Genomic DNA, 13922 nt, shown 5'->3' on the forward strand with positions numbered 1-13922 from the left:
TCCTGTTCATTCACGAGGGCGACAATTCGTGTGCCGTCGCCACCACTTCCCTGAGCGAGGCGCCGCCGGACGCCTCCGTCGCCGCCATCACCGCGCCCTCGACGATCGGCGCGTTGCAGACGATGATCTTGTGCGCGCGCGGCTCGCCGATCATCTCGACCGCCATCTCGCTGTTGGTTTCGGCGCCGCCAAGATCGACAAGTATGGCGACACCTGCCTCCGACCAGGCCTTGTCGATCGCGCCCATGATCGCCTCGACATTGGTTCCCAGCCCGCCATGGCCGTTTCCGCCGCACCATGCAAGCGGCACTTCGTCGCCGACCATCTGGCGCACCATGTCGGCCGTGCCCTCGGCGACCAGCGGTGAATGCGATACGATGACGATGCCGACATTGCTCATGCTTGCCCCTCGATGGTCTCGGCGACAGCCCGCACCAGAAGCGCGGTCGAGCGTGCCCCGGCATCCATATGGCCGATGGAGCGGTCGCCGAGAAACGAGGCGCGCCCGCGCAAGGCCTTCATCGGCACGGTGGCATCGGCAGCACTGTCCGCGACATCGGCGATTTCCGATCCGGTCTTGCCCTGCAGCAGGGCGTCATGCACCGGTTGCAGCACGTCGAGCATGGTCTTCTGCCCGACCTGCGACTTGCCCCTGGCTGCCACCGCCTCGATCGCCTTGCCGAACGCCGACATCAGGTTGGCGCGATCTGGCTCTGCGGAAATTTCCTTGCCGAGCGCCATGAACAGCGTCCCGAACAAGGGGCCCGAAGCCCCGCCGACGGTCATTACCAGCTTGGTGCCGATCGCCTTCAGAGCGTCCGGCAGCGGCTTTGTCGCGAACATGTCGGCCTCGGCGCGCACTGCCTCGAAGCCGCGCTTCATGTTGAGCCCATGGTCGCCGTCGCCAATCGCCTGGTCGAGCCTAGTCAGCTCTTCGGCGTGAGCGGCAATCGTGTCGGCGGTGACGGATATCAGCGTCTTCAGGTCAAACTTGTCCATCGTCCCGGTCTTGTCCAGTGTCGCAGTCTTGTCCAGTGACCCGCTCTTTTCCAGTGTCCCGTTCTTTTCCAATGTCCCGGGGCTCATCGGTTTGCAATCCTGTTTCCGGCCTGGTCGAAGAACAGCGGCGCCCGGTAGCGGATAATCACCCTGTCGCCTTTTTCCAATTGGATGTCGGGGTCCGTCAGCGTCACCAGCTTTCTGCTTCCCACCGTCACATGCAGGTGGTTCTGGTCGCCCAGATGCTCGACCCAGTTAACAACGCCGTCGGCGGGGCCATTCGATGCCTTGCCGATCGACAGATGTTCTGTACGCGCGCCGATCGTTTTGGTTCCCGCCGGCATGTCGCCATCCGGCAGCAGGCCGGTCGGCAACAGATTGATCGCCGGCTGGCCGAGCCTTGCGGCGACATGAAGGTTTGCCGGCTCCGAGTAGATGGTGCGCGGCGTGCCGATCTGCGCCAGCACGCCGTCGGCAAGAATGCCGATGCGATCGGCCATCGTCATCGCTTCGATCTGGTCGTGCGTGACATAAAGCATGGTGGCGCCGACCTCGGCCTGGATGCGCTTCAGTTCGAGCCGGAGGTCGGCGCGCAGCTTGGCATCGAGCGACGACAACGGCTCGTCCATCAGATAGATCGAGGGCTTGCGCACCAACGCGCGCCCGATGGCGACGCGCTGCATCTCGCCGCCGGAAAGTTTGGTGGAGCGGTTGTTCAGCTTGTGGTGGATACGCACCATCTTGGCCACATCCTCGACGCGGCGGCGCACCGCGTCCTCGCTCAGCCGCCGCGCCGGCGAGCGCAGCGGAAAGGCCAGATTGTCGTAGACCGACAGATGCGGATAGAGCGAATATTGCTGGAAGACGAAGGCGGTGTCGCGCTCGGCCGGCGACAGCATTGTCGCATCGCGGCCGCCGATATGGATCGAGCCCGTATCCGGCTGTTCCAATCCGGCGATAAGTCTGAGCGTCGTCGTCTTGCCGGCGCCGGTCGGGCCGAGCAGCACGACGAATTCGCCGTCGGCGACGTGCAGATCGAGAGTGTCCACCGCGACATGTTCGCCGAAGCTCTTGGTCACGCCTTTGATCTGCACGTCAGCCACGATGCGCTCTTCCCTGGGAAGCCCCGTCATGGATTGCTGTTCGCACAGCGCGGCCGGAGCCCTTCTCGAACAGCGACAGCCGCGTGCTGCTCAGCGCCAGGCCGACCTGGTCGCCTGGATTAAGCCGGATTTCGGCCGGCACCCGCGCCTTGATGATGCCGCCGGACGTCTCCACCGCGACGATCTGCGTGGTGCCGAGATATTCGGTGCCATAGATGGCGCCGCGCAGCTTCGAGCCGTCGTCGAAGCGGATGTGCTCAGGCCGGATGCCGAGCGCCATGTCGGCCGGCGCGATATCCTCGCGCACCTCCGGCACTGCCACTTTGGCGCCTTGCACCACAATCTCCCTGGCGCCCTTTGAAAGCCCGCCGCCAAAGCCGAGAAAATTCATCGGCGGCGAGCCGATGAAATCGGCGACGAACATGGTCGCCGGCCGGTCATAGATTTCGCGCGGCGTGCCGAACTGTTCGATGACGCCGTGGTTCATAACCGCGATCTTGTCGGCCATCGACATCGCTTCCATCTGGTCATGCGTGACATAGACCGTGGTGGCGTGGATGCGGTTGTGCAGTTCGCGCAGCTCATGCACCATGAGATCGCGAAATTCGGTGTCGAGCGTGCCGAGCGGCTCGTCCATCAGGAAGCATTTTGGCCGTCGCACGATGGCGCGGCCGAGCGCCACGCGCTGGCGATCGCCGCCGGCAAGACCGGAGACCGACTTGTTGAGCAGATGATCGATGCGCAACAGCTTCGCCGTCTCTTCGACGCGCCGGCGGATTTCGATGCCTGGCGTGCCTTGCGCCAGCAGCGGGAAGCCGATGTTCTTGCGCACATTCATATGCGGATAGAGCGCGAACAGCTGGAAGACAAAGGCGATATCGCGCTCGCGGGCACGCCGCATGGTAACGTCCTCGCCACCGAGCAGGATCTTGCCGCCGGTCGGCAGTTCGAGCCCGGCAATCATGCGCAACGTCGTCGTCTTGCCGCAACCCGACGGCCCCAGCATGACGAAGAACTCGCCATCCCGGACGACGAAGTTGGAACCCTGCACGGCGACGAAATCGCCGAATGCCTTCCTCAGATGCTCGACCCTGATCTCCGCCATCGTCTACTCCGGAAACTTCGAGACGATGATGAACATCGCCGTGCCGGCCAGCATGGTGATGAAGGAATAGGTGTAGAGCGGCAGCGCGAACGGCTGGAACAGCATCAGGAAGCCAATGGCAATGATCGCTGTGGCGACGTTCTCCATCAGGCCGCGCCGGAACGCACGCGGCCAGCGCGACTTGCGTTTTGCGGGTTGGGTCAGGCTCATTTGCGCACCGCGCCGAAGGTGATGCCACGCAGCAACTGCTTGCGGAGCAGGATGGTGAACACCAGGATCGGCACCAGGAAGATCGTCGTGCCCGCGGCGACCGCCGGCCAGTCCTGGCCGCCTTCGCCGATGATGGTCGGGATGAAGGGCGGTGCGGTCTGCGCCGTGCCCGAGGTCAGCAGTGCGGCGAAGGCATATTCGTTCCAGGCGAAGATCAGGCAGAAGATGGCGGTCGCGGCAATGCCGGCGGTCGCCTGCGGCAGCACGGTGCGCCAGAAGGCCTGCAGCCGCGTATATCCGTCGATCATCGCCGCTTCTTCGTACTCGCGCGGGATTTCGTCGATGAAGCCCTTCAGCAGCCACACGGCGAGCGACACATTGACCGCCGTATAGAGCAGGATCATGCCGAGCGCGGTGTCCGACAGGCCAATCTCGCGATACATCAGGTAGATGGGAATAGCGACCGCGATCGGCGGCATCATGCGCGTCGACAGGATGAAGAACAGCAGGTCGTCGGCCAGCGGCACCTTGAAGCGCGAGAAGCCATAGGCCGACAATGTGCCGAGGAACACCGCGCAAAAAGTCGAGCCGAAGGCGATGATCAGCGAATTGACGAAGCGCGGCATGAAATTGGACGGGCCGGCGATCACCATGTTGCGCTTGCGCACTGTCTCATCGCAGATGTCCGTCGCCGGTCCCAGCGCGTTGATGTATTCCGGTGTCTGCCGGGTACGGGTCGAGAACAGATTGCAGTAGCCCTCGAGGCTCGGCTGGAACAGGATTTTTGGCGGATAGGCGATCGAGTCCGGCGGCGTCTTGAAGCTGGTGGCGAAGATCCACAACAGCGGCACGATCGAGATCAGCGCGTAAAGCACGATAATTGTGCCGGCGACGCGCTTCGAAATCGCGGAGGGTGCGACAACAGAATGGGCTGACGTCAGGCTCATCTCTGCTTCACCTTGTTGAGCGCCTTGACATAGATGTTGGCTAGCCCGAACACCGCAACGAACAGGATTATGGCGAAGGCCGAGGAATAGCCGGTCCGCCAGCTTTCGAAGGCCTGCCGCTTCAGCGTGATCGAGGCGACCTCGGTGGTCGATCCCGGTCCGCCGCCGGTCAGGAGGTTGACCATGTCGAACATCTTGAAGTTCTCGATGCCGCGGAACAGTACCGCCAGCATGATGAAGGGCAGCGCCATCGGCAGCGTGATCGACCAGAACTGCCGCCAGTTGGAGGCGCGGTCGACCTCAGCAGCCTCATAGATGTATTCGGGGATCGAGCGCAGGCCGGCGAGACAGATCAGCATCACGTAAGGCGTCCACATCCAGGTGTCGACGATGACGATCGACCACGGCGCCAGCGACACGTTGGAGAGCATGCCGATCTGCGTTGCCGGAATGCCGGTGGCGAACGAGATGGCATAGGCGAACAGGCCGATCTGCGGCTCGTAGAGGAAGCGCCAGAAATTGCCGACCACTGCCGGCGACAGCATCATCGGCACCAGAATGATGGTCGTCCAGAAGGCGTGGCCGCGAAACTTCCGATCGATCAGCCAGGCCAGGATAAAACCGATCAGCGTTTGCAGCAGGATGGTCCAGAATACGAAATGCGCCGTCGTCTGCATGGCGATCCAGATGTCCTGGTCGCCGAGGATGCGCTTGTAGTTGGCAAGGCCGACGTTCCTGACCACCTCGTTGGGACGGTTGGCGCGGTAATTGGTGAAGGACAGATAGATCGCCCAGAACAGCGGGAAGATGTTGACGGCGAGCAGCAACAGGATCGTCGGCGAGATGAACAGCCAGGCGAGGCCCTTGTCGCTGATGCCTCGGACCTTGCGGGCCAACGGCTCAGGCGTAGCCCGGGCGACGCTGTCCGCAGTCCGATTGAGCATGGTCAGTCCCGCTTCGGTCACTTGGGTCGTCTCGACAGTGGAATTTATCTGAGCTGTGTCCCGTGCCAAGGGTGGCACGGGACACGCGGTCGTGGCTCGGGAGGAGCCGATTGGATACTGCCCCAACTACATCTTGCCGTCGTCCTGGAAGACCTCGGTCCAGTCCTTGACCAGGCCATCAAGTGCATCCTTGGCCGAACCCTGGCCGGCGACGACGTAATCATGGAAGCGCTTCTGCGACGCCTGCAGCAGCGGCGCATAGCTGGGCTCTGCCCAAAAATCCTTCACGATGGCCATCGAGTCGAGGAAGGTCTGTGCGTAAGGCTGGCTGGCCGGGAAGCCTGGATCCTTGACGACTGCGTTGAGGCAGGAAAAGCCGCCGAGCGACCACCATTTGGCCTGAACATCCTTGTTGGCGAACCACTTGATGTATTTGAGCGCAGCCTCCTGCTTGTCGGAGTAAGAGACCACCGAGATGCCCTGGCCGCCAAGCTGGGCGAATTGATCGCCGTCGGGCCCCTTGGGATTGGCGAAATAACCTATCTTGTCGCCGCCGACATTTTCGTCCTTCTGCAGGCCTGGCCAGGTAAAGGCGAAGTTCATGTGCATCGCCACCTGGCCGGATTTGAAGGCGTCGACGCCTTCGCCCATGTAGCTGTTCGAGGCTCCAGGAGGCGTGCAGCAGTCATAGAGCGCCTTGTAGAACTCAAGACCCTTCACCGATTTCTCGGAGTTGACGAAGCCGTCCATCTCGTATGGCTTGTCGGGATTCTCATATTTGAAACCGAAGCTGTAGAGCCCGTCCATGGCGCCCATGGTGATGCCTTCGGAGCCGCGCTCGGTATAGATCGATGCGCCATAGACCGTCTTGCCGTCGATCTCGCGCTTCTGGAAAAACTCGGCGATCTGCTTCAGCTGGTCGAAGGTCGTCGGCGCTGCGAGATCCCAGCCGTACTTTTCCTTGAATTCCTTCTGCAGTTCCGGCTTGGAGAACCAGTCCTTGCGATAGGTCCAGCCGACGACGTCGCCCATGGCCGGCAGCGCCCAGTAATTCGGCGAGTTCTTCGGCCATTCGGAGTAGCCGACGACGGTCGCCGGCACGAAGTCGTCCATGCTGATCTTCTCCTTGTCGAAGAAGTCGTTCAGCTTGACGTAGTGGCCGTTCTCGGCCGAGCCGCCGATCCACTGGCTGTCGCCGATGATCAGGTCGCACAGCTTGCCCTTGGAATTCAGTTCGTTGAGGAAGCGATCGGCATAGTTGGTCCACGGCACGAATTCGAATTTCATGCCGATGCCGGTTTCCTTGGTGAAATCCTTGGACAATTCGACAAGCGCGTTGGCCGGGTCCCAGGCTGCCCAGCAAAGCGTCAGATCTTCAGCCTGCGCGACATTCGAAACGGCGGTCGACGCAAACATCGCCGATGTCAGTCCCAACGTCAGTTTCAAGGTCGATTTCATGCCTTCCTCCCATTTGCGAAACGCGCCCGGATGACGGTTTCAAATAACCTCAAAACCCCCTCCTCAGGGGTCTAAACATGACGACGCGGTTAGGCGGCGGGTGTTTAGTAATTTGTTTAGTGATGCAATTTTTACTAAACAACGCAAGCGAATTCGTCGCTGCGCTGCAGCATAATTCGCTTGTATCTGGGCGGTGGCCCTGGCCGCGCCGTTCTATCAGGAAATATCCCGACTTCCTGTCGCTCCTCGGCCGCGTCATCCTCGGTGGCTTCCGCCTTTGACTATGGCGAGTAGGTGGACCCGCTTTGAGTTGGTCCGTTGCCCAGTTGCGCGGCGACCGCCACCGCTGATATGCGGGGCGCGACCGACCTGCCGCGAGATTGGGTGGATGCATCCCTGAAACAATGACCAGAAAACCCTTGCCAGAGCTTCCGGTCTCCGCCGTCCTGCCGGCGCTCGGTGAAGCGCTCGGCCATGGCAACAGTGCCGTGCTGGTGGCGCCGCCCGGCGCCGGCAAGACGACGCTGGTGCCGCTGGCGCTGCTCGATGCGGCTTGGCTCGGCACGGGGAAGATCATTCTGCTCGAGCCGCGCCGGCTCGCTGCCCGCGCAGCCGCCCGCCGCATGGCCGAACTGCTCGGCGAGGAGCCCGGCGAAACGGTCGGCTATGCCATGCGGATGGAGAACCGCACTTCTGCGAGGACCAGAATTCTTGTCGTCACCGAAGGCGTGCTGTCGCGGATGATCCTCGACGATCCGGAGTTGCCCGGTGTCTCGGCGGTATTCTTCGACGAGTTCCACGAGCGCTCGCTCGACGGCGATTTTGGTCTGGCGCTGGCGCTCGATGTGCAAGGTGCGCTGCGTACCGATCTGCGATTGCTGGTCATGTCGGCGACGCTCGACGGCGCGCGCGTCGCTCGGCTGCTTTCCGGCGCCCCGGTGATCGAGAGCGAAGGTCGCGCCTTTCGCGTCGATATCCGCTACGACGAGCGGCCGGCCGGCATCGCCATCGAGGACGCGATGGCCAAGGCAATCCGCGCGGCCCTTGCCGAGGAGAGCGGCAGCGTGCTCGCCTTCCTGCCCGGCCAGCGCGAGATCGAGCGCACCGCCGAGCGGCTGCAAGGCCGCGTCAGTGCCGACACCGACATCGTGCCGCTCTATGGCATGCTCGACAACAAGGCGCAGGACGCCGCGATCAAGCCGGCGCCGTCCGGCCGCCGCAAGGTGGTGCTGGCGACCTCGATCGCCGAGACCTCGATTACCATCGACGGCGTGCGCGTCGTCATCGATTCCGGCTTGTCGCGCCTGCCGCGCTACGAGCCGGCCAGCGGCCTGACGCGGCTGGAGACGGTGCGGGTCAGCAAAGCCTCCGCCGACCAGCGCGCCGGCCGCGCCGGCCGCACGCAGCCCGGCGTCGCCGTCCGGTTGTGGCGGGCCGAGCAGACCGCGGCACTTCCCGCCTTCACGCCGCCGGAAATCCTCGAGGCGGACCTTTCCGGACTTCTGCTCGATTGTGCAGCCTTCGGTGTCGCCGACCCGTCGAGCCTCTGCTTCCTCGATCCGCCGCCGGCCCCGGCACTCAGCGAGGCAAGGGCGCTGCTTCGTGCGCTCGACGCCATTGACGAGGCAGGGCGACTGACGCAATCGGGTGCTGCGATGCGCAGGCTGGCACTGCCGGTGCGGCTGGCTCACATGGTCGCCGAGGTGGCAAACACCGGCCGGGCGTTCGAAGCGGCCATGCTCGCCGTGCTGCTCACCGAGCGTGGCCTGGGCGGCGACGGCGCCGACCTCGAACGGCGGCTGCTTCGGTGCCGATCCGAAAGATCGCCGCGCGCCACCGCCGCCCGGCAGCTCGCCGAGCGGCTGGCGAAACAGGCTTCACCCTCGCCCTCGAGGAGGGCCGAAGGACGGGCGAGACCCGTGGTTCGCCCCGGTATGTCGATCCGCGAAGCAGATCGGGGTGGGGTTGGGTCGGGCACGCCATCGCCGACCTCACCCCGTCTCCCTCGCATTGCTGGGCAAGGCTCACTCGCCGACCCTCCCCTCGGGAGGGAGGGCAGCGCCGGCGCTCTCCTCATTCATGCCTGGCCGGACCGCGTCGCCAGGGCGCGCGGAGAGCGCGGCCGTTTCGTGCTGGCCAACGGTTCAGGCGCCATGCTCGACGCCGCCGACCCGCTGGCGGGCGAAACCTGGCTTGTCGTCGCCGATCTGCAGGGCAAGGCGCAGAACGCCCGCATTACGGCAGCGGCGGCGATAGACGAAGCCGACATTCGCGCTTCGCTCGCCGACAAGATCGAGACAAACCGCGAAACCAGTTTCGACCGCGACAGGCGTGCGGTGCGTGTGCGTGAAACCGTTCGCCTCGGCGCCATCACCCTGTCCGAACGGATGCTGCCGGCGCCGGCCGGCATCGCCGCCGATCGCGCCATCCTTGACGCCCTGCGCCAACACGGGCTGTCGCTTTTGCCGTGGGGCAAGGAGGCCGAAACGCTGCGCCAACGGCTCGGCTGGCTGCATCGCGGTCTTGGCGCGCCCTGGCCAGATGTTTCCGATACGGCGCTCATCGACCGCCTCGACGACTGGCTGCTGCCCTTCCTTTCCGGCGCGGCGTCCTTTGCCGCGATCGATCCGGGCGTGCTTTCGGCCGGCCTCATGGCATCGGTGCCGCACGATCTGCAGCGCCGGATCGAGGCGCTGGCGCCGACCCATTTCGCCCCTCCATCCGGCAGCCGCGTGCCGATCCGCTATGACGGTGAATGGCCGGTGCTGGCGATCCGCGTCCAGGAGCTGTTCGGTCTCGACCGGCATCCCGCGATCGCCAACGGCGCGGTGCCGCTGACGCTCGAGCTATTGTCACCGGCGCACCGACCGATCCAGACGACGCGTGACCTGCCCGGTTTCTGGCGCGGCTCCTGGGCCGATGTGCGAGCCGAGATGCGTGGCCGCTATCCCCGGCATGTCTGGCCGGAGAACCCGCTTCTCGCCACCGCCACCAGCCGCGCCAAACCGCGGGGGACCTAGCCTTTCTCCTTTTCCGGCTATAATCCTTGGCCATGATAAACATCCTGCGGGCGCCCGACTTCCAGCAAAGCCAGCGGCTGCGCCTCAACACGCTGATCAGGCTGCGCTGGCTTGCCATTGTCGGCCAGAGTCTGACGGTTCTTGTCGTTGCCTACGGGCTGAAATTCCCGCTGCCGGTCAGTCTCTGCTTCGCGCTGATCGCCTGTTCGGCCTGGATGAACCTGTTGCTGACCTTCCGTTATCCGGCGGCGCATCGGCTGACCCCGCTGCAGGCTTTCGCCATCCTGACCATCGACAGCCTGCAGCTTGCCGGTCTGCTCTACCTGACCGGCGGCCTCACCAACCCGTTTTCAGTGCTGGTCACCGTGCCCGTGGTCATCTCGGCGACGTCGCTGCCGCTGCGCCTGACCGCCATCCTCGGCGCGCTGGTGATGGTGACGGCGAGCCTGCTGGTGTTCTTCCATCTGCCGCTGCCCTGGTACGAGGGCGCGCCGCTGGAGATGCCGTTCATTTACGTCGCTGGCATGTGGATGGCGGTGTTTTCCTCGATCGCCTTCACCGCGATCTACGCCTTCCGCGTGGCCGAGGAAGCCCGGCTGCTCGCCAACGCGCTTGCCGCCACCGAGCTGGTGCTGCAGCGCGAACAGCATTTGTCGGCGCTGGACGGCCTTGCCGCTGCCGCCGCGCATGAGCTCGGCACGCCGCTCGCCACCATCACGCTTGTTGCCAAGGAGATGGAGAAGGCGCTCCGCAATGACCCGAAATACGGCGAGGACGTGACGCTGCTGCGCTCGCAGAGCGAGCGTTGCCGCGAGATCCTCAAACGCCTGACCAGCCTGTCCTCCGAGGGCGAGGCGCATCTCTCCCGCCTGCCGCTGACCTCGCTGGTCGAGGAGATGACCGCCCCGCACCGCGATTTCGGCATCTCGATCAAGCTTCTCCCCGGCGAGCGCATCGGCCCCGAACCGGTGGGACGGCGCAATCCCGGCGTCATCTACGGCCTCGGCAATCTGGTCGAGAACGCCGTCGATTTTGCCCGCAAGAGCGTCACCGTGCGCTGGAGCTGGAACGAGGCAACGGTCACCTTCTCGATCACCGACGACGGGCCGGGCTTTCCTCCCGAAATCATCGATCGCATCGGCGAGCCCTATATGTCGACACGCCAGGGCACCGAGGCCGGCGGCGGCCTCGGACTGGGGCTGTTCATCGCCAAGACCCTGCTTGAACGCTCGGGCGCCACGCTCGATTTCCGCAATTCAAACGAGCCGGGCGAGGGCGCCGTCGTGCGGATATCGTGGCCGCGCAGCGTCTTCCTCAATCCTGAATCGGCTTCGGCCACCATGTTTGACACGGCTTGAATTGGACAATAGCGCTCCAAAACTATATCTGCGTAAAATTCGGGCAGCAGGAATGTCAAGACGATGAATGGCGACGAAACGATTGGCGCAATGGTTGAGGGCGAGGACACCTCGCTGCTGATCGTCGACGACGACAGGCCATTCCTCACGCGCCTTGCCCGCGCCATGGAGACCAGGGGTTTCGTGGTCGAGACGGCCGAGAGCGTCGAGGAGGCCGTGGCCAAGGCGCGCGCCAATCCGCCAGCCTACGCGGTGGTCGACATGCGGCTCGCCGACGGCAACGGCCTCGACGTCGTCGCCGCCATCCGCGAGAAGCGCGACGACGCCCGCGCCGTCATCCTCACCGGATACGGCAACATCGCCACCGCGGTTACGGCGGTGAAGCTGGGGGCCATCGACTATCTGTCGAAACCGGCAGATGCCGACGAGGTTTTCGCGGCTCTTACCCGCACTGCGGGCGAACGCGCCGCACCGCCTGAAAACCCGATGTCGGCCGACCGCGTGCGCTGGGAGCACATCCAGCGCGTCTACGAAATGTGCGACCGCAACGTCTCCGAGACGGCCCGCCGTCTCAACATGCATCGCCGCACGCTGCAGCGGATACTCGCCAAACGCGCGCCGCGCTAACGCCTGACCGCCCTTTGCGCGCGCCAAGGTCGCGTGGCACTGTAAGAACTGCCCTGCCATCGGCGGTTGCGCATCATCGCACAGGGTGATGTTGTCCCTGCCGGCGGGTAGGCGACACGACGGAGACGACATGCACGACCAGAAGCCGCGGCCGATCTCCATCTTTCGCGAATTCCTGGCCAGCGAGGCGGCAGGCGGCATCGTCCTGATGGCAGCCGCGGCCTTGGCGCTGGTCGTCGCCAATTCGCCGCTGGCCGAAACCTATTTCGACGCCCTTCACGCCTATCTGGGACCGCTCAGCGTATCGCACTGGATCAATGACGGCCTGATGGCGGTGTTTTTCCTGCTGGTCGGCCTGGAGATCAAGCGCGAGATGCTGGACGGCCAGCTCTCGACCTGGCCGCGCCGCGCTCTGCCCGGCATCGCCGCTGCCGGCGGCATGCTGGTGCCGGCGCTTGTCTATGTCGCCATCAACCGCGACAATCCAGCCGCCCTGTCCGGCTGGGCGATCCCGACCGCCACCGACATCGCCTTTGCGCTTGGCGTGCTGTCGCTGCTCGGCAGCCGCGTGCCGGGGTCGCTGAAGGTCTTCCTCACCGCGCTCGCCATCATCGACGACCTTGGCGCCGTCATCATCATCGCGGTGTTCTACACGAGCGGCCTGTCGCTCGCCTATCTCGGCGCCGCCTTCGCCGTCATCGCTCTGCTCGTCGTGCTCAACCGCATGAAGGTGCTGACACTGCTGCCCTATCTCCTGCTTGGTGTCGTCCTGTGGGTGCTGGTGCTGAAATCGGGTGTCCATGCCACGCTCGCCGGCGTGGCGCTGGCCCTGACCATACCTTTGAAAATCACCCCCGGCATCAGCCAGGATTCAGACCATTCACCGCTGCATCGGCTTGAGCACGGCCTGCACAGAATAGTGCCGTTTGTCGTCATCCCGATCTTCGGCTTTGCCAATGCCGGTGTTTCGCTGGCCGGCCTGAGCGCAGCCGCCCTGGTCGAGCCGCTGACGCTGGGCGTCGCCGCCGGCCTCGTCGCCGGCAAGCTGGTCGGCGTGTTCGGTTCTTCTGCGCTTGCCATCCGGCTCGGCCTCGCCGATCTGCCGGTCAATGCCGGCTGGCTGCACATGGTCGGCATTTCGCTGCTCTGCGGCATCGGCTTCACCATGAGCCTGTTCATCGGCCTGCTCGCCTTCGCCAGCAATGTCGAGCTCCAGGACGCGGTGAAAGTCGGCATCCTCGCCGGCTCCTTCATCGCCGCCATCCTCGGCGCCGCCGTGCTGCTGATGGCGCCGGCAGCGAATGGGATGGACCAAGAGGAAGAGTAGCCGTCAAACGTCGCGCCGCCCCTCATTGCCCTGCCGGGCATTTCTCCCCGTATAGAGCGGGGAGAAAGACGCCTTCGCAAAGGATTTCGCCAATCTCCAGCGTTGCAAGAAAGGGTGCAGAGGTTGCGGCCAGCGCCCCTTCTCCCCGTTTACGGGGAGAAGATGCCGGCAGGCAGATGAGGGGCAGCGCAAACGTCGAAGGTTACAGGGGGATCCGAAAACCCTCTACTCGCTCTCGCCCTCCAGCGCCGGCACCGCCACGCCGGCAAGTTCCGCCGCGAGCAGCCGCGCTGCTCCGGCCCGCGCGATCCTCAGCATCAGCGCCTTGCGCGTCGCCGCCGCCATGCGGTGCTCGGGCGCGTCGCGCAGGATTTCGGCGCCGTAGCCGTCGGAAAGGATAAAACCGCATTCCTGCGGAAAGATCTCCGACGGCACACCGGGATGCGTGGCGAAAAAAAATCGGTCGGAGTGCAGCCGGTAGTCCGGCCATTTGCGGTCGACCCTGAAATCCTCGATCGAGGATTTGATCTCGATGATCCAGATGTCGCCCTGGCGGGTCAGCGCGACGAGGTCGGCGCGGCGCCCGGTCGCCAGCGACAATTCCGGCAGTACATGCGCGCCCATCTCCCTGAGCAGCCGCTGCACGCCGCGCCGAACCAGCATCGCGCGCTCCGACTGGCGGCCATCGATCAGGGGATTGAGAGGAATCGGTGAGATAATTGGCATGGGCGCACCATGACAGACTTTGTTCACGGTTTGAACCGTTTTCTGGAAGGCACCCAAGGCGCGCTTGAAATGTGATTTCTGCTTGAAATCTTGGTACT

The 13922-nt window shown here is 64.3% G+C and carries 13 protein-coding genes; 4 read left to right on the plus strand and 9 right to left on the minus strand.

What is annotated here, in order from left to right; all coding sequences use genetic code 11:
* Positions 1 to 10: 10 nt before the first annotated feature.
* The 8 genes from dhaM to BLT09_RS10810 form a co-directional block, all read right to left on the minus strand.
* The gene (dhaM, locus tag BLT09_RS10775) at positions 11 to 400 is read right to left on the minus strand and encodes a dihydroxyacetone kinase phosphoryl donor subunit DhaM (RefSeq protein WP_027151568.1); all 390 of its coding nucleotides are present in this window, start codon (positions 398 to 400) and stop codon (positions 11 to 13) included.
* Positions 397 to 999 (minus strand): dihydroxyacetone kinase subunit DhaL, encoded by a 603-nt coding sequence (gene dhaL / locus BLT09_RS10780; protein ID WP_091593008.1) that lies wholly within the window; start codon positions 997 to 999, stop codon positions 397 to 399. Before dhaL ends, dhaM begins: the two co-directional genes overlap by 4 nt.
* An 83-nt stretch (positions 1000 to 1082) precedes the next feature.
* Positions 1083 to 2102 (minus strand): ABC transporter ATP-binding protein, encoded by a 1020-nt coding sequence (locus BLT09_RS10785; protein ID WP_091592828.1) that lies wholly within the window; start codon positions 2100 to 2102, stop codon positions 1083 to 1085.
* Complete coding sequence (locus BLT09_RS10790) at positions 2095 to 3207, minus strand: ABC transporter ATP-binding protein (RefSeq protein ID WP_091592830.1); 1113 nt, start codon at positions 3205 to 3207, stop codon at positions 2095 to 2097. The genes BLT09_RS10785 and BLT09_RS10790 overlap by 8 nt, the downstream gene beginning before the upstream one ends.
* Before the next feature lie 3 nt (positions 3208 to 3210).
* On the minus strand, positions 3211 to 3417 hold the full coding sequence (locus BLT09_RS10795) for a hypothetical protein (protein WP_091592832.1): 207 nt from the start codon (positions 3415 to 3417) through the stop codon (positions 3211 to 3213).
* Complete coding sequence (locus tag BLT09_RS10800; RefSeq protein WP_091592834.1) at positions 3414 to 4364, minus strand: carbohydrate ABC transporter permease; 951 nt, start codon at positions 4362 to 4364, stop codon at positions 3414 to 3416. The genes BLT09_RS10795 and BLT09_RS10800 overlap by 4 nt, the downstream gene beginning before the upstream one ends.
* Positions 4361 to 5308: a carbohydrate ABC transporter permease gene (locus BLT09_RS10805; protein WP_091593009.1), complete on the minus strand. Its 948-nt coding sequence runs from the start codon at positions 5306 to 5308 to the stop codon at positions 4361 to 4363. The genes BLT09_RS10800 and BLT09_RS10805 overlap by 4 nt, the downstream gene beginning before the upstream one ends.
* Before the next feature lie 126 nt (positions 5309 to 5434).
* Positions 5435 to 6766, minus strand: a complete 1332-nt coding sequence (locus BLT09_RS10810) for an ABC transporter substrate-binding protein (RefSeq protein ID WP_023796720.1) — start codon at positions 6764 to 6766, stop codon at positions 5435 to 5437.
* A 404-nt stretch (positions 6767 to 7170) separates the two neighbouring features.
* On the opposite strand from BLT09_RS10810, the gene hrpB reads away from it, so the two are divergent.
* The 4 genes from hrpB to nhaA all read left to right on the plus strand — a co-directional run bounded on the left by hrpB (position 7171) and on the right by nhaA (position 13098).
* Positions 7171 to 9786, plus strand: coding sequence for an ATP-dependent helicase HrpB (hrpB, locus tag BLT09_RS10815; RefSeq protein WP_091592836.1), 2616 nt, complete (start codon positions 7171 to 7173; stop codon positions 9784 to 9786).
* 32 nt (positions 9787 to 9818) lie between these two features.
* The gene (locus BLT09_RS10820; RefSeq protein ID WP_023796718.1) at positions 9819 to 11144 is read left to right on the plus strand and encodes an ActS/PrrB/RegB family redox-sensitive histidine kinase; all 1326 of its coding nucleotides are present in this window, start codon (positions 9819 to 9821) and stop codon (positions 11142 to 11144) included.
* A gap of 63 nt (positions 11145 to 11207) precedes the next feature.
* Positions 11208 to 11771: an ActR/PrrA/RegA family redox response regulator transcription factor gene (locus BLT09_RS10825; protein ID WP_023796717.1), complete on the plus strand. Its 564-nt coding sequence runs from the start codon at positions 11208 to 11210 to the stop codon at positions 11769 to 11771.
* Between the two features lie 130 nt (positions 11772 to 11901).
* Positions 11902 to 13098: a Na+/H+ antiporter NhaA gene (gene nhaA, locus BLT09_RS10830; RefSeq protein WP_091592837.1), complete on the plus strand. Its 1197-nt coding sequence runs from the start codon at positions 11902 to 11904 to the stop codon at positions 13096 to 13098.
* Between the two features lie 225 nt (positions 13099 to 13323).
* Here nhaA and BLT09_RS10835 read toward each other — a convergent pair whose 3' ends face one another.
* Positions 13324 to 13824, minus strand: coding sequence for an MmcB family DNA repair protein (locus BLT09_RS10835; RefSeq protein ID WP_091593011.1), 501 nt, complete (start codon positions 13822 to 13824; stop codon positions 13324 to 13326).
* Positions 13825 to 13922 lie beyond the last annotated feature (98 nt).

Source organism: Mesorhizobium muleiense (assembly GCF_900099905.1).
In the GTDB taxonomy this organism is placed as follows: Bacteria; Pseudomonadota; Alphaproteobacteria; order Rhizobiales; family Rhizobiaceae; genus Mesorhizobium; species Mesorhizobium muleiense.